This is a genomic window from Sediminibacter sp. Hel_I_10, from assembly GCF_000688335.1.
Classification (GTDB): Bacteria; Bacteroidota; Bacteroidia; order Flavobacteriales; family Flavobacteriaceae; genus Psychroserpens.
The window spans coordinates 1,710,848-1,729,310 of sequence record NZ_JHZX01000001.1 but is presented as its reverse complement, the minus strand read 5'-3'; the positions used below and the strand labels follow the sequence as shown (position 1 = coordinate 1,729,310).

At 37.1% G+C, this 18,463-nt stretch carries 20 protein-coding genes; 13 read left to right on the top strand and 7 right to left on the bottom strand.

Annotated elements, in window-relative coordinates:
* Positions 1-103: 103 nt before the first annotated feature.
* Positions 104-1,420 (bottom strand): adenosylhomocysteinase, encoded by a 1,317-nt coding sequence (gene ahcY, locus P176_RS0107720; protein WP_026754160.1) that lies wholly within the window; start codon positions 1,418-1,420, stop codon positions 104-106.
* A gap of 81 nt (positions 1,421-1,501) precedes the next feature.
* Here ahcY and P176_RS0107715 point away from each other — a divergent pair, with 81 nt between their 5' ends.
* From P176_RS0107715 to P176_RS0107675, 9 genes are all read left to right on the top strand, one after another.
* Positions 1,502-2,131 carry a 4'-phosphopantetheinyl transferase superfamily protein gene (locus P176_RS0107715; protein WP_026754159.1) on the top strand — a complete coding sequence of 210 codons (630 nt, stop codon included), beginning with the start codon at positions 1,502-1,504 and terminating at the stop codon, positions 2,129-2,131.
* 15 nt (positions 2,132-2,146) lie between these two features.
* Positions 2,147-2,884 (top strand): geranylgeranylglyceryl/heptaprenylglyceryl phosphate synthase, encoded by a 738-nt coding sequence (locus P176_RS0107710; RefSeq protein WP_026754158.1) that lies wholly within the window; start codon positions 2,147-2,149, stop codon positions 2,882-2,884.
* 51 nt (positions 2,885-2,935) lie between these two features.
* Positions 2,936-3,196 carry a thiamine-binding protein gene (locus tag P176_RS0107705; protein WP_026754157.1) on the top strand — a complete coding sequence of 87 codons (261 nt, stop codon included), beginning with the start codon at positions 2,936-2,938 and terminating at the stop codon, positions 3,194-3,196.
* Positions 3,180-3,821: a nicotinamide riboside transporter PnuC gene (gene pnuC, locus P176_RS0107700; RefSeq protein ID WP_026754156.1), complete on the top strand. Its 642-nt coding sequence runs from the start codon at positions 3,180-3,182 to the stop codon at positions 3,819-3,821. The genes P176_RS0107705 and pnuC overlap by 17 nt, the downstream gene beginning before the upstream one ends.
* Positions 3,773-4,348, top strand: a complete 576-nt coding sequence (locus P176_RS0107695; protein WP_026754155.1) for an AAA family ATPase — start codon at positions 3,773-3,775, stop codon at positions 4,346-4,348. The genes pnuC and P176_RS0107695 overlap by 49 nt, the downstream gene beginning before the upstream one ends.
* On the top strand, positions 4,345-5,901 hold the full coding sequence (locus P176_RS0107690) for a DUF4301 family protein (protein WP_026754154.1): 1,557 nt from the start codon (positions 4,345-4,347) through the stop codon (positions 5,899-5,901). Before P176_RS0107695 ends, P176_RS0107690 begins: the two co-directional genes overlap by 4 nt.
* Position 5,902: 1 nt before the next feature.
* A complete protein-coding gene (arfB, locus tag P176_RS0107685) occupies positions 5,903-6,310 on the top strand; it encodes an alternative ribosome rescue aminoacyl-tRNA hydrolase ArfB (protein WP_026754153.1) in 408 nt (135 codons plus the stop codon).
* A 351-nt stretch (positions 6,311-6,661) separates the two neighbouring features.
* Complete coding sequence (locus tag P176_RS0107680; protein ID WP_081820690.1) at positions 6,662-9,103, top strand: TonB-dependent receptor; 2,442 nt, start codon at positions 6,662-6,664, stop codon at positions 9,101-9,103.
* 154 nt (positions 9,104-9,257) lie between these two features.
* A complete protein-coding gene (locus P176_RS0107675; RefSeq protein ID WP_026754151.1) occupies positions 9,258-9,746 on the top strand; it encodes a hypothetical protein in 489 nt (162 codons plus the stop codon).
* Positions 9,747-9,794: 48 nt separating this feature from the next.
* Here the strand turns inward: P176_RS0107675 and P176_RS0107670 are convergent, their stop codons facing one another.
* Entirely contained in the window at positions 9,795-10,217 is a 423-nt protein-coding gene (locus tag P176_RS0107670; RefSeq protein WP_026754150.1) for a hypothetical protein, read from the bottom strand.
* Positions 10,218-10,411: 194 nt separating this feature from the next.
* Here P176_RS0107670 and greA point away from each other — a divergent pair, with 194 nt between their 5' ends.
* Positions 10,412-10,885, top strand: coding sequence for a transcription elongation factor GreA (gene greA / locus P176_RS0107665; protein WP_026754149.1), 474 nt, complete (start codon positions 10,412-10,414; stop codon positions 10,883-10,885).
* Positions 10,886-11,044: 159 nt separating this feature from the next.
* Positions 11,045-11,434 carry an HIT family protein gene (locus tag P176_RS0107660; protein ID WP_026754148.1) on the top strand — a complete coding sequence of 130 codons (390 nt, stop codon included), beginning with the start codon at positions 11,045-11,047 and terminating at the stop codon, positions 11,432-11,434.
* A gap of 6 nt (positions 11,435-11,440) precedes the next feature.
* Here the strand turns inward: P176_RS0107660 and P176_RS0107655 are convergent, their stop codons facing one another.
* Together P176_RS0107655 and P176_RS0107650 are read right to left on the bottom strand one after the other, a co-directional pair.
* Positions 11,441-11,794 carry a hypothetical protein gene (locus tag P176_RS0107655; RefSeq protein WP_026754147.1) on the bottom strand — a complete coding sequence of 118 codons (354 nt, stop codon included), beginning with the start codon at positions 11,792-11,794 and terminating at the stop codon, positions 11,441-11,443.
* Positions 11,795-11,874: 80 nt separating this feature from the next.
* Entirely contained in the window at positions 11,875-13,080 is a 1,206-nt protein-coding gene (locus P176_RS0107650; protein WP_026754146.1) for a HAMP domain-containing sensor histidine kinase, read from the bottom strand.
* 178 nt (positions 13,081-13,258) lie between these two features.
* Between P176_RS0107650 and P176_RS0107645 the strand changes: the two genes are divergently transcribed.
* Together P176_RS0107645 and P176_RS0107640 are read left to right on the top strand one after the other, a co-directional pair.
* Positions 13,259-14,128 (top strand): flavin reductase family protein, encoded by an 870-nt coding sequence (locus tag P176_RS0107645; RefSeq protein ID WP_026754145.1) that lies wholly within the window; start codon positions 13,259-13,261, stop codon positions 14,126-14,128.
* Positions 14,129-14,166: 38 nt separating this feature from the next.
* Positions 14,167-14,541 carry a DUF3127 domain-containing protein gene (locus P176_RS0107640; RefSeq protein WP_026754144.1) on the top strand — a complete coding sequence of 125 codons (375 nt, stop codon included), beginning with the start codon at positions 14,167-14,169 and terminating at the stop codon, positions 14,539-14,541.
* A 48-nt stretch (positions 14,542-14,589) separates the two neighbouring features.
* On the opposite strand, the gene P176_RS0107635 is transcribed toward P176_RS0107640, so the two are convergent.
* The 3 genes from P176_RS0107635 to serS all read right to left on the bottom strand — a co-directional run bounded on the left by P176_RS0107635 (position 14,590) and on the right by serS (position 18,461).
* Positions 14,590-14,919: a DUF4286 family protein gene (locus P176_RS0107635; protein ID WP_026754143.1), complete on the bottom strand. Its 330-nt coding sequence runs from the start codon at positions 14,917-14,919 to the stop codon at positions 14,590-14,592.
* A 56-nt stretch (positions 14,920-14,975) separates the two neighbouring features.
* Positions 14,976-16,751: a tetratricopeptide repeat protein gene (locus tag P176_RS0107630; protein WP_026754142.1), complete on the bottom strand. Its 1,776-nt coding sequence runs from the start codon at positions 16,749-16,751 to the stop codon at positions 14,976-14,978.
* A 441-nt stretch (positions 16,752-17,192) separates the two neighbouring features.
* Complete coding sequence (serS, locus tag P176_RS0107625) at positions 17,193-18,461, bottom strand: serine--tRNA ligase (protein ID WP_026754141.1); 1,269 nt, start codon at positions 18,459-18,461, stop codon at positions 17,193-17,195.
* Between the last annotated feature and the right edge of the window lie 2 nt (positions 18,462-18,463).

Below are 18,463 nucleotides of genomic sequence, written 5' to 3'. Positions count from 1 at the left end.
AAAAACAACCCAATAAAAAAGCCCCGTCTCAATTTTGAAACGGGGCTTTTTTGTTTAGTTGATGGTTTCCATCTTAAAAGGGAAACATCAACAATATATTTAATTAGTATCTATAGTACTCTGGTTTAAATGGTCCTTCAACCTCTACACCAATATACTCAGCTTGCTCGTTACGAAGTTCAGTAAGCTCTACACCAATTTTTTCTAAGTGTAATTTAGCTACTTTTTCATCTAAAATCTTAGGAAGCATGTAGACTTTGTTCTCGTAAGAATCTCTGTTGGTCCATAATTCTAATTGAGCCAAAACTTGATTTGTAAACGAGTTACTCATTACAAAACTTGGATGACCGGTAGCACAACCTAAGTTTACCAAACGACCTTCTGCAAGAATAATAATATCATTCCCGTTTACAGTATACTTGTCAACTTGTGGCTTAATTTCCACATGAGTAGATCCGTGGTTTTTCTTTAACCAAGCCATATCAATCTCATTATCAAAATGCCCAATGTTACAAACAATGGTTTTGTCTTTCATGGCTTCAAAATGACGCGCTTGAACGATGTCCTTATTTCCTGTTGTAGTAATTACAATATCAGCATGAGGAGCAACCGTTTCTAATTTTTTAACTTCAAAACCATCCATTGCGGCTTGTAGCGCACAAATAGGATCAATTTCGGTTACAGTTACAATACTCCCCGCACCTTTAAAAGACGCAGCAGTACCTTTACCAACATCGCCATAGCCACAAACAACAACACGCTTACCAGCAAGCATCACATCTGTAGCACGACGAATAGCATCTACAGCACTCTCACGACAGCCGTATTTGTTATCAAACTTAGACTTAGTTACAGAATCGTTGACGTTGATAGCCGGCATAGATAAAGTGCCTTTTTTCATACGCTCATATAAACGGTGCACTCCTGTTGTGGTTTCTTCAGAAAGTCCGTTAATACCTTTCATTAATTCTGGATATTTATCAAACACCATGTTGGTTAAATCACCACCATCATCTAAAATCATGTTCAGTGGTTTGCGATCTTCTCCAAAAAACAAGGTTTGTTCGATACACCAATTGAATTCTTCTTCATTCATGCCCTTCCAAGCATATACCGGGATCCCTGCATCAGCAATGGCAGCAGCAGCTTGATCTTGGGTAGAGAAAATATTACAAGAACTCCAAGTCACCTCTGCGCCTAAAGCTTTTAGTGTTTCAATTAAAACAGCAGTTTGTATGGTCATGTGCAAACATCCTGCAATACGAGCTCCTTTAAGAGGCTGAGAAGCCCCATACTCTTCGCGAAGACTCATAAGTCCTGGCATTTCTGCTTCTGCTAATTCAATTTCTTTTCTTCCCCAAGCAGCAAGAGACATGTCTTTTACTTTATTAGGAACGTAAGTCGTGGTTTTTGTATCCATAATTATATATTTGTGTCTAAATTTTTCTTCCGATATCTCGGAACAGATTGCAAAGTTAATCATTACGATTCAGATAATTAAATGCCACTTTATAAAACCATACAGCCTAATTCCCAAACTACTGTTAAAATCTGGAAGATTGAAGAATCTTACGAGGATTTAATGTATCCGTTAGAATTAAAGCCAGAAAGTTTAACCCGTGTTTTGGGTATGAAAAGTGAATTGCACCAACGCGGATTTTTAAGCGTGCGCCATCTTTTACGTGAATTTGGGTATACCGATCAAGATTTATATTACGATACTAACGGGAAACCCCATTTAAAAGACGGCAAATACATCTCCATTACGCACTCTTTCACCTTTTCTGGAGTGATTGTTAGTACCCAGCAAGTGGGTATTGATATTGAGAAGCAACGTGAGAAGATTGCCATAATAGCCAAGAAATTTGTGGAATATGAGTTTAATTACTTAACAAAAACAGAGGAGGACTACGTCCGTAAATTAACCGTGATTTGGGGCATTAAGGAATCGCTTTACAAATTATTTGCGACGCCAGGAATGTTGTTTAAAGCCCATTTTTTAGTTATTCCATTCATGTTGTCAGATGGCGAGACCGTTGCTTGGATTGATTATAAGAATCTAAAGCACCGGTACAACAGCTATTTTTTAGAGTTTGATGGCTTTACCTGCGCCTATGCGCTTGGAGATTAATTTAAGTTTTAAGTTTTGGCCAAAACACATTCCATTTACAGTGATTTATTAGCGTCCATTTCAGAAGGAAAACGACTGCTTGCCATATTGATAGATCCAGATAAAATGGCTTTAACAGCTTTGGCCGGTTTTGCAAAAAAAATCAATGCATCTATCGCGACACATATTTTTGTTGGAGGCAGTGAAGTTAATGAGTTGGCTACTGAAATGTTAGTTTCAAATCTTAAAGCGCTCACCCAATTACCCATTGTACTATTTCCTGGGGACGTCACACAAATTTCAGATAAGGCAGATGCGTTATTGTTTTTGTCTTTGATTTCGGGTAATAATCCACAGTATTTGATTGGTAAACATATTGAGGCAGCTTCAAGCCTGCGCAATTCAAACTTAGAGATTATCCCAACAGGTTATATATTGATTGAAAACGGACGAATGACTTCCGTAGAAAAGGTGACCCAAACCACTCCGTTGCCCAGGCAAAATACTCAGCATATTGTAGATACGGCCAAAGCAGGGGAGCTCTTAGGTATGAAACTGGTCTACCTTGAAGCAGGAAGCGGTGCCTTGCATCCCATCCCTAAAGAAATCATTAAGTTTGTGAAGCAAGATGTAAACATCCCATTGATTGTTGGAGGAGGGATTAGATCCATAGATCAATTACATGAGGCGTATCGGTCTGGAGCAGATGTCGTGGTCATTGGAACTGCGTTTGAAGAGAATGAAGCATTTTTTGAAGACATTAAAAGAGCATAAAAAGTGTCTTGAAGGCATTATAAAACATAATTTTAAACACTAAAGAATAGTATGAACATATCGGTAGAACTTACATTAACACCAATACAGGATGATTATGAACCTGCCATCATCCAACTCATCAAAAAATTACGTGCTTCAAATTTAAAAGTTCTAGAAAATCCGCTGAGTACTCAGGTTTATGGAGACTATGATGAGGTGATGCGTGTTCTTACGGTTGAAATCAAAGAAGCTTTTGAATTGATTGAGCGTGGCTTGTTGTACATGAAGATTGTAAAATCTGATCGTTACGAGTATGAGCCGCATTTTTGATTTTCTTTTCGGACAATACCAAGGTTATGCCACGTTAGATATTGTTCTAGAAATTGTTGCGGTGGTTTTTGGCTTTTTGTCGGTTTGGTATTCAAAACAGAATAAGATTTGGGTATTCCCAACAGGAATTATCAGTACCCTCATTTTTGTGTATTTGCTTTTAAAGTGGGAGCTTTTGGGAGATATGATGATCAATGCTTACTATTTTATCATGAGTGTTTACGGGTGGTATATTTGGACCCGAAAAGTAGATAGCGAGCACGTCACCCCCATTTCTGCAACCACTTCTAAAGAAAAGCAATGGAGTGTTGCTATATTTATGGCAACCTTGGCCTTTGTGTTTTTAGTGTATCATTATTTTGATAAATGGAACAGTTGGGTCGCTTATATTGATACCATTACCACGGCTATATTTTTTGTGGGGATGTGGCTTATGGCCAAACGAAAAATTGAAAACTGGCTGTTCTGGATCGTTGGAGATCTTATTTCGATACCACTATATTTTTACAAAGGATTTACGTTTACCAGTATACAATATCTCATTTTTACGGTAGTGGCCGTTTATGGTTATATCGCATGGAAGAAGAACTTAAACAATCTCAAAACCTTGGAGCAAACCTTGTAAAGGTGGTGTTCTTTGGACCAGAATCTACTGGCAAGTCACTGCTTTCTGAAGCATTGGCGGCACATTACCATACGGTTTTTGTGCCTGAATATTCTCGAGTATATGCGGAGTCTAAAGTAGCGCAGAATAAAATGTTAACCAAGGCCGATGTGCTTGACATTGCTGCAGGACAAATGCAAAATGAGAACGCAGAACTTAAAAATGCCAATAAATTATTGATATGCGATACCGATTTACTGGAAACCAAAGTATATTCCGAATATTATTATGATGGCTTCTGTCCTAGTGTTTTAAAACGATATGCTGTAGAGAACAGCTACGATTTATATTTTTTATGTTATATTGATACGCATTGGGAAGCAGACGGAATACGAGATCGGCCAGAGCATCGGCTCGAACTCTTTAAGCGGTTTGAAAAAGCACTTCAAACCCATAACAAGCCTTATGTGACCTTAAAAGGTTCATTTGAAGAAAAACGAAGCACCTGCATCAGGCACATTGATCAACTATTAAAACAAAAGACGTGAAGTTCACAGAAAAAGACCTAAAGCAAATTGATAAAAAAGGATTGACCACAGAAAAAGTGGAACAGCAAATTGAAACCTTCACCTCGGGGTTGCCCTTTTCAAACTTAGTGGCGGCCGCAACTTTAGAGGATGGTATTATGAAGTTAACCGATGACGCCATAAAAAAGTACATCGCGCTTTTTCAGGATAAAAAAAATCACAGTTCCATCTTAAAGTTTGTTCCAGCATCGGGTGCAGCAACCCGTATGTTTAAATTTTTGTTCGCTTTTTTAGAAGATTATGATCCTGAGAAGGAGAGTGTAAATTCTTATATCAATAATCATAAAGAGGAAAGCTTATCCATGTTTTTTGTGGGCTTAGAGAAATTTCCGTTTTATGATATTGTCATGAACAATCTTAAGGAACGGTTTCCAGATTTTGAAAGCAAACCTACCAATGAGCAACGTCTGTTATTTGTGAAAGCGATGTTAGACAAGGATCAGTTGAATTATGGTAATTTTCCTAAAGGGCTATTGCCTTTTCACGAGTATAAGAACCAGATGATCTCTACCGCTTTTGAAGAGCATTTGTATGAGTCGGCACTCTATGCTGCGGAAGATAAACCAACAGCACTACACTTTACTATTTCAGCAGATCATGAAGATAAATTTGATGAAGAATTTAAGCGTATAGAGGAGAAGGTAGAGCAGGAAACGGGTTCAAAATTTGATATTTCGTTCTCATTTCAAAAAGAAAGTACAGATACTATCGCCGTTACTCCCAAAAATGAACCTTTTAGACTTGAGGATGGGAGCATCTTGTTTAGGCCTTCTGGTCATGGTGCGCTCGTAGAAAATTTAAATGAACTAAAGGCAGACGTTATTTTCGTCAAGAACATTGATAATGTTGTGGTGAGCAAGTATAAAGACGAGGTGGCCAAATACAAAAAGGCACTTGCCGGAATTTTGCTTGATGTGCAAGAACGCGCATTTGAGTTTTTAAACCAATTGGCATCGAGTCCTATTTCCGAAGAAGAATTGAAGACCATTTCACAATTTTTGGAGGATGACATGAATGTTAAAATAAGTGCGGAATTCGAAAAATATTCCAACAAACATCAAGTGGCATATTTGGTCGAAAAATTAAACCGTCCGATTCGTATCTGCGGAATGGTAAAAAATGAAGGAGAACCGGGAGGAGGTCCTTTTTGGGTAAAAGATGAACGTGGTACGGTCTCACTGCAGATTGTAGAAAGTGCGCAGATTGACAGCAAGAACAAACAACAACATAAGATTTTAAAGGAGTCTACCCACTTTAACCCTGTGGACATCGTGTGCAGTACGAAAAATTATAAGGGTGAGAAATTTGATCTTTTAAAGTTTGTTGATGCTAGAGCGGCCTTCATTACAGCTAAAACGAAGGCAGGAAAAGATTTGAAAGCATTAGAGCTTCCTGGGTTATGGAATGGCGGTATGGCCAATTGGAACACCATTTTTGTTGAGGTGCCATTAATTACGTTCAACCCTGTAAAAAACGTCAACGATCTCTTAAAAGAAACGCACCAAATAAAATAACATGTTTGATGATGCCGCGTTAATTCTTGAGTTGAACTTTAAGGCCATTCGCAGTTCTGGTGCGGGCGGGCAACACGTTAATAAAACGGCGTCTAAAGTAGAGTTAAGCTTTGATCTAGAAAATTCTCAAGCACTTTCTTTTGAGCAGAAAGAAACGCTCAAAACTGGATTGCAATCACGATTGTCCAAAGCACATGTTTTGATGTTGCAATGTGGCGAAAGTAGGAGCCAGCATAGAAATAAGTCCATTGTTATCAAACGATTTCTAGAATTGTTAAGGACAGAGTTGGCTGAAGATAAGGAGCGGATTCCCACTAAAATTCCAAGAGCAGCTAAAAGAAGGCGTTTAAAGAATAAACGCGTACGATCAGAAAAAAAAGCGAACAGAAAGCCTCCAGAGATAGACTGATGTTCCTCTTTATAAATCTAAGGCTGTGTTTGCTAAGATGCTCATGAATTGAAATGCCCAAATTTTCTAATAATCATGATCGGCAACTCAATTTTCCTTATTACTTTTGCACCGTTCTCAATAAAGGGGTGCTCGAGTGATTTAAAAATGACTTTGGCTGAGATCATACCCATTGAACCTGGAACAGGTAATGCTGTTTAGGAAACGAACGTTGAATACATATCCATTGGATATTTTAGGAGGTGTTAAATCAGCCGCAGCTTTTTTCCACTTGCGTTATTAACGTTCAATAAAAATCAATTTTAACCAGAATAATGACCTCTTTTTATTCGATTATAAACCATAATCGTAATGAAAATTTTATTCAACAATTCGTCGCAACAATTCCGTTGGCGACAAATCAAAACACCATTTATTTTTACTGTGTTTCTTTTGGCTGGCCTTTTGGGTTTTGCTCAAGAGCAATTTACCGTTTCAGGAACGGTCACCATGAATGATAATCCTTTGCAGGGTGTCAATGTTATTATTAAAGGCACTAAATCTGGCACTCAAACCGGTGTCGATGGGGTGTACAAATTACAATTAGATGAGGGGAATTACACGCTCATGTTTAGTTATGTTTCTGCTCAAACCGTCGAGAAATCTTTTAGCCTTAATCAAGATTTGGTATTGGATGTTGCTATTGAAGAAGCCGCAGAATCCCTAGACGAGATTTTAGTGAAAAGCATTCGCGTAGATGCCACTTCTCCAATTACGCATACCAATGTGGATAAAGAGGCACTTGAAAAGCGAAATTTAGGTCAGGATCTTCCGGTATTGCTCAATTACTTGCCTTCTGTGGTCACGACTTCAGATGCTGGTGCGGGTGTTGGCTATACGGGTATTAGAGTGCGTGGTATTAATGCGCAATCTACCAATGTAACCATCAATGGTATCCCTTACAATGATGCCGAATCCTTAGGGACATTTTGGGTAAATCTAAGTGATTTCGCCTCTTCTGTTGAAAGTTTGCAACTACAACGCGGTGTGGGAACGTCCACCAATGGTGCCGGTGCTTTTGGGGCAAGTATCAATGTGTTAACAGATAATGTCTCTAATAAGGCTTCTGCTGAAATTTCTAATTCCTTCGGAAGTTACAATACTAGAAAACATACGGTAAAATTCAGTACAGGATTGCTTAATGACCATATCGAAATTGCCGGACGCTTATCAAATATTAAGAGTGATGGGTATATTGATAGAGCCACTTCAGACTTGAAATCTTATTTTTTACAGGGGTCTTATAAAGATGACAACACATTGATTAAGGCGATTACTTTTGGTGGAATTGAATTAACATACCAAGCATGGAATGGTATTTCTGCAGATTCTTTACGTACAAACAGAACGTTTAATCCGTCAGGTCAATACACAGATAACGATGGTAATATCCGTTTTTATGACAATGAAGTAGACGACTACAAACAAGACCATTACCAACTGCATTGGAATGAGCGGTACAATAGCCAATGGACCTCTACTGTAAGTTTAAATTATACCTACGGAAGAGGGTTTTTTGAACAATATAGAGAAGCCGAAGACTTTGCTGATTATGATTTGACACCATTAGAAATTGGAGGAGAAACAGTTAGTAGTACAGATTTAATTCGTCGTCGTTGGTTAGATAATGACTTTTATGTCTTGAATGCCAATGCCAATTACAAGCAAGACAATTTGAACATGTCTTTTGGAGGTTCTTATAGTTATTATGATGGCGACCATTTTGGCGAAATTATCTGGGCAGAATTCGCTAGTAATTCTGAAATCAGGGACCGCTATTATGAAGGAAACGCCAAAAAAACAGACTTCAACACCTTTGCAAAGGCTACATATCGTTTAAATGATAAGTTTAGTTTTTACGGGGATTTACAGTTACGTTTGTTAAGCTACGAAACCTCTGGTTTGAATTCTGACAGAATTCCATTTAATGTTGATGAGAATTTTAGCTTCTTTAATCCAAAAGCAGGATTAACCTATCAATTGGGTACAAATAGCGATCTTTATGTTTCATATGCTCGTGCCAATCGTGAGCCTAATCGCGATGATTTTGAAAACAATCCTAATGTGCAACCAGAACAGTTAAATGATTTTGAGTTGGGATGGCGTTATGATACAAAATCAGCAAGATTATACGTTAACGCGTATTACATGCTTTATAATGAACAGTTAGTGCTAACCGGTCAAATTGATGATGTAGGAAGCCCCATAAGAGCGAATAGCGGTGATAGTTATCGCTTAGGTTTAGAGGTAGATGCGGCTCTTGCCATCACAGATCAATTTTCTGTTCAGCCTAATTTCACGATAAGTTCCAATAAAAACAAGGAATTGTTCACGTCTGTAAACGGTGAAATTTTAAACTTAGGAAAAACAGACATTTCATTTTCTCCAGAGTTTATTGCAGCGAATGCCTTTGTGTTTCAACCAAAAGAGGGCTTTCAAATATCACTGTTAAGTAAATATGTTGGTGAGCAATTTATGAGTAATACGGAGAACCCAGACTCTAAGTTAGACAGTTATTTTGTTAATGATTTTAATATCACTTATGAGTGGAAGCCAAAGTCTGTTTTTAAATCGGTAGTGTTTTCAGGGCTCGTTAATAACATTTTTGGAGAGGAATACGTCTCTAATGGTTATTTTGGCTCTTTTGATTACGAAAATCCAGATAGTGCTACAGGTGTTTCTACAGATTATTTTGCAGGATATTATCCCCAAGCAACTACAAACTTTTTAGTTGGTGCGACGCTTAAGTTCTAAAAATTCGATAATATAACTAATTATTTAAAAGCTCTCAGATCGATATTCTGGGGGCTTTTTTTATAATCCTATAAAAATCATATCATTATGTTAATTGATAGTGTGGCTATCTCCTAGATGTTCTAATTTAATGACTTCAAAAATCTCTATTTAAATGAAATGGTTTATCAGTTTTTTTGCGGTGTGTTCAATCAGCTTCTCACAGGTGGAAGTAGACACAACTAGCGCAAGCAAAACTATTGGCTTGTTGGGCTACCAGTTCCATAATGGGCAACTTGGTGTTACGTCTCTAGGAAAAAATACCTATTTGCAAACGGGAATTCTGCAGATTAAAACTGCGGATGCTTTGGTGACTGAAATGCCAATTTTGTTCAAAAAACAAGTTGCAAATGATTTCGCTTTGTTTTTTGGAACGAAACTAAATTTGGTTCAAAACCCATTGTTTTCAGTATTAAATCAAGGCAATCCCCAACAAGATTATGGTGCTTCTATAGAGGCAGGCTTACAATACGACATTAAACAAAATATGATGTTAGAACTTCGTTATTCTGTGCCTTTAATAAAAAATAAGGGATTCTATCCTACCGTTCCAACCATTGATTATTCGCCGATGCTAAGATTAGGTACAGGTATTAAGTTTTGACCATGACTCAATACTATATAGCATTAAATAGGATAAAACGTATTTATATTAATTGCTAACGGTTATAACATTTCCAGATCGGGTGGCTCTATATTCTTGTAAACCACAGGGGAGTTGTGTTCCGAGAGATGTTCCAGTTGCTAAAAGATATTTGTTTTCATCGGCACAGCCGCAGGTTACTTCTAGTCCATTGAGTTCCATAAATGAACATGTATCAGGAACATGGTTTGGGTCGGCAGCATCAAAAGCACGGAATCCAGTTCCAGTATTTATAACGTAGATCCCTAAATTACCTTCATTGGGAACATAGACAACATTGTTGGTAAACATCAATACATTATTTTCTGGCAAACTAAGATTTATTGTTCTGTCAATTGCAACATTCAATAAAAAATTACAGTTGTTAATGGAGTCATCGTTGCTACAAGTGGTTAAAAACAAGAAAGATAATATCGCAATAGAGGTTCTCATGAAGTTTTCAATTTTAGTAGGCAATTTACAATTATTTAAAGCATGATATAAATATTTTGTATCTTTGAATTGTAAATCTCGTGTGTGCGGGATTTTTTCGTTAGTCCCGAATTCTTGTACAGAGCATTGTCAAAGTACGTTCGGGATATTTTGAATCTAACGATCAAGGATTACAGTATCTAAACGAATAAATTATGAGTAAAGTATCTTATTATACTCCTGAAGGATTAAAAAAATTACGTGACGAATTGAGTCACTTAAAGGATAAAGAACGCCCAAGAGCATCGCAGGCTATTGCTGAAGCGAGGGATAAGGGAGACTTGAGTGAAAATGCCGAATATGATGCCGCTAAAGAAGCGCAGGGCATGTTAGAAATGAAAATTTCAAAACTTGAAGAAACCTTGGCCGGTGCAAGAGTGATTGATGAATCTCAAATGGACTCGTCTAAGATTTTGGTCTTGTCTAAAGTGAAGATCAAGAACCAAAGCAATGGTGCCGAAATGAATTACACCCTTGTTGCAGATGGTGAGGCCGATTTGGCATCAGGTAAACTTTCGGTCAATTCTCCAATAGGGAAAGGTCTTTTAGGCAAAACCGTTGGTGATATTGCCGAAGTACAAGTTCCAAATGGTGTTATTAAATTCGAGATTTTAGAGATTAGCAGATAGAAATCTGCCTTTAGCAACAATTTTAGCATCCTAAAAAATTAAACTTATAAAAGATTCCCCAAAACGGGAATCTTTTTATATTTACATAACTACCTTTTGTTAGGCGCTACCACTATTTGGTTGTAGATTTCTTAGAACTATATATAAAAACGTTTTTTCATGGCATCCCTTTTCACAAAAATAATTACTGGTGAAATCCCATCTTATAAAGTTGCAGAGACCGAGGACTACTTGGCCTTTTTAGATATCAATCCTAATGCCAAGGGGCACACACTTTGTGTTCCTAAGATAGAAGTAGATAAACTGTTTGATCTTGATGAAACCACCTATCACGGACTCATGGAGTTCTCTAGACAGGTAGCATTGGCTCTCAGAAAAGCGATTCCTTGTAAAAGAATTGGGATGTCGGTTATTGGTTTAGAAGTGCCACATTGCCACGTTCATCTTATCCCATTAACAACCATGGATGATGCTCGTTTTACAAGTAAAGTAACCTTAGAGGATTCAGAATTTGAAGCTCTAGCCGCTAAAATAGCATCTTTTCTTTAAAGGGTTCTAAATAGCAACAATCCCAGTAGCAAAAAGCACAATAGCCAGAACAACGACTATAATGATACCGATAAAAAGCCAGGCCATAGAGGTCACTTTTGTGTTGGTAGGTTTGGGTGAAATGGCTCTTCTATGATAGGCAACTACCTGCTCTATTTCGCGAGTCCACATCCCTGAGAAAATTGGCGTGTCACAGGTGTTGCAGTATAAATCAGTTGAAATATCATCGGTGATAGATTTGTAGAAAAAATGTTCTGCAAATCCTTGCTTAAAAGTAAGCTTCAAACCTTCCTTAGAATAACATTCAGGACAATGGTTACTTAGTGATACTTCCTTTAGTGTAAAATACTTAGGCGTCATTAATAATGTATTGCTTTAGATATCTTTAGATCTTATTGTGTGACCATTAAGAGGGTGTAAAGATCGAATAGATTTTAATACTAAGATACTTTTTTTAATGAAATTTGCATGGTGGTCCCTTTTCCTATTTCAGATTGCAACACTTTTATTCTGCCATTGTGATAATCTTCTACAATACGCTTGGCAAGAGATAAACCTAGGCCCCAACCTCTTTTTTTACTGGTATAACCCGGTTGAAAAATAGTGTTGAATTTAACTTTAGAAAGCCCTTTTCCTGTATCTGTAACCTTGATCTTAACGTGATTTTCATCTTCGGAAATGACAAGTTTAAGTTTGCCTTTACCTCTCATGGCATCAATGGCATTTTTAACAAGGTTTTCAATGGTCCAGCTATATAACTGCGCGTTTAGATTTACAGTTATGGCTTTACTTGGGGCATCTAGTTCAAAGTCAATCAGTTTTGAGGAGCGCGCTTTAAGGTATTCATAGGACGCAATGGTTTCTTCAACAATATCTGCTTTTTTGAGCGTAGGAATAGAGCCTATTTTGCTGAAGCGATCGGTGATGGTCTGGAGTCTGTTAATGTCCTTTTCAATTTCAATCAAATAATCAGGATCTACGTTTTCGGATCGTAAAATTTCAGTCCAACCTACCAAAGAGGATAATGGTGTGCCAATTTGATGTGCGGTTTCCTTTGCCATTCCCGTCCACAATTTATTTTGATCTGCTGTTTTTGAGCTTTTATAAAAGAAATAGGCCAATGCCGCAAAGAGTACAATAATGACTAAAAGTGCCAGCGGATAATATTTTAATTTGTTTAGTAGTGGCGAATTTCCGTAGTAAAGCGTTTGGTTGAGGTTCTCTAGGATTACGGGTGGATTCTCTTTTGAAAAGCGTTCTATTAGCGCTTTGTAATTATCCTGAACATAAGCAGAATCAATTTTTAAATCTCTTGTGTCATTGCTGTTTGCGTAGGGCGTAATGTTTCTAGAACTTATAATTTTATCGTTTTTGCCTAATAATAACAAAGGTGTAGTTAGCGTGGTATCTATAACAATACCTTCTGCCACTTTATTGATTTCAATATTGTCAGTGCCTGAAATAATGCTATTCACATCATTAGAAAATTCAACGTAAGCATTGGTCCAAATTTTCATTTTTGCCTGTTCTTCAGACTTGAAATATTGAAAAAACACATAGGTATTCCAAAGAATGAGCGAAATGATAATAAAGGAAGTGATGATGATGGCCCATCGGGTATAATTTCTATTGATATGCAATGCCATTGATGAATGGTTTTAATTTAAGACCTGAAGCCCTTCAAGGCTTTTAAATATAAAGCAATTATGTTGATAATATTGTGTTGGTCTACCGACAAATCGTTTTTATAACAAAATCAATATCGTTACATTTGCAATCACACTTAGAAAAATCAAACTAACAAATTAGAATAGAGCGTATTGCATGGTTTCATTTGATCCAAAAACAATTTCTACAGCAACACTGCACGGTCACTTATTAAGTGCCGTTGCGCCTAGGCCTATTGCCTTTGCAAGTACTATAGATAGCGATGGAAAACCAAATCTTTCGCCGTTTAGTTATTTTAACGTGTTTAGTTCCAATCCACCAATATTGGTTTTCTCTCCAGCACGACGTGTTAGAGATAACACGACAAAGCATACATTAGAGAATGCTGAAGCCACAAAAGAAGTGGTGATCAATGTGGTGAGTTATGATATTGTGCAGCAAATGTCATTGAGTAGCACAGAATATGGAGATGGGGTCAATGAATTTGAGAAGGCAGGCTTAACGATGCTTGCATCAGATGTGGTAAAACCATTTAGGGTAGCAGAGTCTCCTGTGCAATTTGAATGTAAAATCAATGATATCATCTCTTTAGGAAATGAGGGAGGTGCGGGTAATTTAATCATTTGCGAAGTGGTCAAATTTCATGTATCGCCAGATGTTTTGGACGAGAATGGGATTATAGATCAAAAAAAATTAGACTTAGTGTCTAGAGCCGGAGGAAGTTATTACAGCAGAGCTAAAAAGGGCTTTTTTGAAATTCCTAAACCGCTATCCACCTTAGGAATTGGTGTTGATGCCATGCCAGATGTGGTTAAAAATAGCATGATTCTTACCGGTAATGATTTAGGAATGTTGGGTAATGTAGAAACCTTGCCAAGTGAAGACGAGATCTCTACATTTATCAAAACAGTAAGTGAGCGCTATCCAAATATAGCAGAGATGACACAGCGAGAAAAGCATAAAATTGCCAGAAATTATTTAAGCTTTGGCGATGTTGATAGTGCATGGAAATTGCTCTTGTCATAAATAAGAAAACAGAATAATTAATTATAAGTAAAGATAACATGGAAGTACAAGGAAAAATCAAAATGATAGGAGAGACCCAAACATTTGGAAGTAATGGGTTTAGAAAAAGAGAATTGGTCGTGACTACAGAAGAGCAGTACCCACAGCATATTTTAGTTGAATTTGTTCAAGACAAAACCGATTTATTAAATGCTTACCAAGTTGGTCAACCCGTTAAGGTGAATATCAATTTAAGAGGTCGCGAATGGGTTAATCCACAAGGTGAGACTAAGTATTTTAACTCTGTTCAAGGATGGAGAATTGAAGGCGCACAAGCGTCTCAAGGAGGCAATGTGCCACCTGCCGCTCCAAATGAAGCATTTGAGCCTGCAACCAATCTAAATGAGGAAGATCATGACGATCTGCCTTTTTAAATAAGGAATATACTTTTACAAAAAAGCCACCAATTTTGGTGGCTTTTTTTATGAATTGACCTCAATGTTATATTCGTCTACAATTTCTAGCTCCGTTCTAAATGAGAGCATTTTGTCTGCAAATTTTTTAAGTCCTTCGTTTCTTAGCTTTTCGGCGTGCTCTTTATAATACGCATCCAGAGCTGCTCTTGAAAAGGCGCGGTATTGCACTGAGTAGGTTTTGCCACCCATATCTTCTTCGACCAAGACTTGCGAAAATGTGGCATTATTAAATTTTCCTGTTCCCAGTACTTGTGGGATGTGCTCGTTCTTCATCCAAGTGAGCCATTCATCATGGGCGCTATCGTCTATATTTATGGTAACGTTATATATAATCATAGTTGGTAAATTTCGAAAAGTTTAAAATTGAATTAAAGAAATTGCTCTAAATTGTTTTAGTTGATGGCATCGCCTCGCAACATTCTAAAGCGTTTTCTGGCCTCTATAAAATAGATGCTGTCTTGATGATTAAAAAGAATGTTCTCATATAAAGGTTTCGCTTTTTCAGGGAGCCCTAATTCATTTTCATATAGTTCTGCTAGATAAAAATAGGCGTCGTCGGCAAGAATCTCATCTCTATAATTAGCAATGATATACTCATAATTAGAAGCTGCTTTTTCCCATTGACCCTTTTTTTCGTAAAGCTTTGCCTGCTTAAATAATGCTTGATCTTCAATGGTCTCGCCTTTATGCTCTGTCAAAATTTTGCTTAGTAGGGCAATGGCGTCATCATTTTTATTCTGAAACGATAACAAATCAGACTTTGCGTATAGTTTTAAGGCGATTTGTAAAGAGTCTTCATCTTTATTATCTGAAATGAGCAGTTTTAAATCAAGCGCATCATTAGCAATTAATTGCGAGGTAGAAGATTTTAATATTTTAAGCTGTGATTCTGCCCATTCAAAATCGCCCTTGTAATAACTGGTTTTAGCAACTTTAAATCGTGCTTCTTGAGCAATGGTACTATTTTTTAAGTTGGCTTGAATTTGAGAGTAGTAAATAAGTGCCTCATTAAAGCGTTCTTGTAACACAAGAATGTCAGCCAGTTTTAATTTTACGGTCGCTTCTTGGTAATTGGATAGCGGTAATTTTAAAGTTTTTTTAAGGAACTCACTGGCTTCCTTAGGTTGGTTATCATAGAAAGCGAGAAAATTTCCGTAGGAAATTTGAAGGGATAAAGTTGGCTCGAAAGTACCATACTTTTCAAAAAGCGATTGGTATTTAGAATCAATAGACTCAAAATCCGAAGCTTGTGCAGCCTCCACTTGCATGTCTAAAAGGTATTGATGGGCCGTTAAGAGGGTTTCAATGTCTTGTGAGTTTTCAAGAATAAAGTTAAAGATATCGGTCGCAGTCTCTTTTTCTCCTGCGTGATTGGTGGTAAGTGCAAGATCCATGATTCTGCTCAAGCTTTCTTGATTTCTTCTATAGAGTGCTTTTTCTTGAATGAAGGCCTTATCAAAATCTTTTTGTTGTACATAAAGCCAACTCAGTAGATCATACCAATACTCATCTGGTTGGGCTTGTAGTTTTTTGAGTAAGAGCTTTCTTAAGAGTTGATTGTTTTCACTTTCTCCATTTTCTGAAACAAAATCACTAAACGCTCTTTTCACGTTATTTAGAAAATTAGGTTTAGTATCTATATAGTCCATATAGCTTGAAAATAAGAGCTCAATATTGCCTTGCTCTCCATAAATTCTCGCCATTTGACGACTAAAATCATAATCGGGATTAAGTGCCATCCCTTTTTTGTAGACAATGATAGCCTGGTCTAAAAGCGAATAATCTTCAAACCGTCTTGCTACGCCGTAAGAATAATTGGGGTTTTCGTCTATTTTATCAATAGCTTGTTGATAGTAGCTTTCTGATAGGCTCGTACTGTCTTGAAGTTGATAGTTGTACCCTAGTTCCACAAGTACCGATGGGTAATTGATTTTTACCAAGCGGTCTTTAAGTAAGCTATCTGATTCTTGGTAGCGCTCCAACTGCTGAAGCGATTCGATAATTTTATCAAAATATTTGGAGTCGTTTTTCTTCTGATATAAACTTTGGTAACTTAAAAGCGCTTTATTGAACTCTCCACGATTAAAATAATCTTCGGCCAATTGCTCACTCTGGGAAAAGGCCAAGGTGCTCAATAATAAACAAAGGATTAGGTTTAAGCGCGTCATTTTATTGATTTTAGGTATCGATAGGTTCAAAGATAACAAAGGAGCGCAGTTCTTATTGTGAATGTTTTTATAAATCACAAAAAATGCCCAAACTAATGTTTGGGCATTATCAACAAAATAAATGGCTATTAATCGATTTCTATAAACTGATTTTTTATTCTGCTAATAATTATGATAACGTTATTTCTAGAGTGCTAAACTTTAGAAAATAGATCAATTAAGGTCTTTAAAAAGTATTATAAAAATACTTTACTTGCCATAACAATTAGGACAACAAGCAGAACAATGCGTTTGATATTTTTCATGATAAGTAGGTATTTCGGGTTCTACGTTCAATATTCAAAAATATTGTCGAAAACACAAAACAAAAAGGGATAAAATCGTCAAACAGCATGAAATTTTAGCATTTAAACGATTAATTAAAGTAAAATTCCTACAAAATCAAATTTTAGAGAATCCAGTATAAGGAATCAGTACTTCTGGGATATTGATGCCGTCTTCGGTTTGGTAGTTCTCTAGAATTCCCGCAAGAACTCTAGGTAATGCCAGTGAGCTTCCGTTCAAAGTATGGCACAATTCTGTTTTACCTTCTTGATTTTTAAAACGCAGTTTCAAGCGGTTGGCCTGAAAGGTTTCAAAATTAGAAACGCTAGATATTTCTAACCAGCGATCTTGTGCTGTTGAAAACAACTCAAAATCATAAGTTAAGGCAGAAGTAAAACCAAGATCGCCACCGCACAAGCGTAAGATGCGATAAGGTAATTTCAGTTCTCTTAAAATCCCTTTAACGTGATTGACCATATCCTCCAAAGCTTCGTAAGATTTAGACGGATGTTCTACCCTTAAAATTTCGACTTTATCAAATTGATGCAGCCTGTTTAGTCCTCTAACGTGAGCGCCATAACTTCCTGCTTCTCTTCTAAAACAAGGTGTATATCCAGTGATTTTGACCGGTAAATCGGCTTCAGCTAAAATATCGTCTCTGAATAAATTGGTCGCTGGAACTTCAGCGGTAGGGATGAGGTATAAATCATCTATTCCCACGTGATACATTTGGCCTTCTTTATCTGGCAACTGTCCTGTACCGTAACCAGAAGCTTCATTTACCAAATGCGGTAATTGATATTCTGTGTATCCGGCTGCTGTATTTTTATCTAAAAAATAGGCAATAAGAGCACGTTGTAATCTAGCACCTTTTCCTTTGTACACAGGAAAGCCTGCACCTGTAATTTTAGTGCCCAACTCAAAATCAATGATGTCGTATTTTTTAGCGAGTTCCCAATGCGGTTGGGCGCCGTCATATAATTTTGGGATATCACCCTCACGAAACACCTCTTCATTGTCTTCGTCAGAATTTCCAGAAGGCACAAGAGGATTGGGAACGTTTGGTATTTTATATAAAATCTCGGTTAACGCACCGGTGGTTTCTTGTAAGTCATCAGAAAGTACTTTAGAGTCTTCCTTTAGTTGTGTGGTTTTTTCCTTGAGATTATTGGCCTCTTCTGCTTTTCCCGATTTGTAAAGATTTCCGATTTCCTTAGAAATACTGTTGGCTTCAGCTAAAGTAGCATCCAGTTGGGTTTGGATGGTTTTTCGTTTTTCATCTAGAGAAATAGCATCTTCTATCATCGCTTTGGCATCAATGTTTCGTTTAGCCAAACTTTTGATGATGTCGTTCTTATGTGCTTTTATAACTGCAACTTGTAACATGT